The following is a 281-nucleotide window of genomic DNA, read 5'->3' on the forward strand; positions in this document are numbered from 1 at the left end:
AATTGATGATAGTGGCTGTCATGAGGACTGATCAATATGTGGTTGCGGGAAAGTGTTGGTTCGATTTAACGATACCGGCACCTGCGTTATAATGGAGTCAACTTATGGTCATGAAATGTGATAGGTTATTGTAAATGGTCATAGATTGTTTACCGCAGCGTACGATAGGAGGAGTGTTCATTATGCAATTAAAATTAGAACGGATTTACACGAAACCAGTTGATACGGATGGTTATCGGGTGTTGGTAGATCGCTTGTGGCCCCGGGGTATTTCGAAGGTT

The 281-nt window shown here is 42.3% G+C and carries 1 protein-coding gene; it reads left to right on the top strand.

Going from position 1 to position 281, the window contains the following annotated elements:
- Positions 1-182: 182 nt before the first annotated feature.
- On the top strand, positions 183-281 hold a 99-nt coding region (locus SAZ04_RS21850), incomplete at its 3' end, for a DUF488 family protein, N3 subclade (protein WP_332699629.1).

The organism is Halalkalibacter lacteus, from assembly GCF_036663595.1.
GTDB classification, from domain to species: domain Bacteria; phylum Bacillota; class Bacilli; order Bacillales; family Bacillaceae_D; genus Halalkalibacter; species Halalkalibacter lacteus.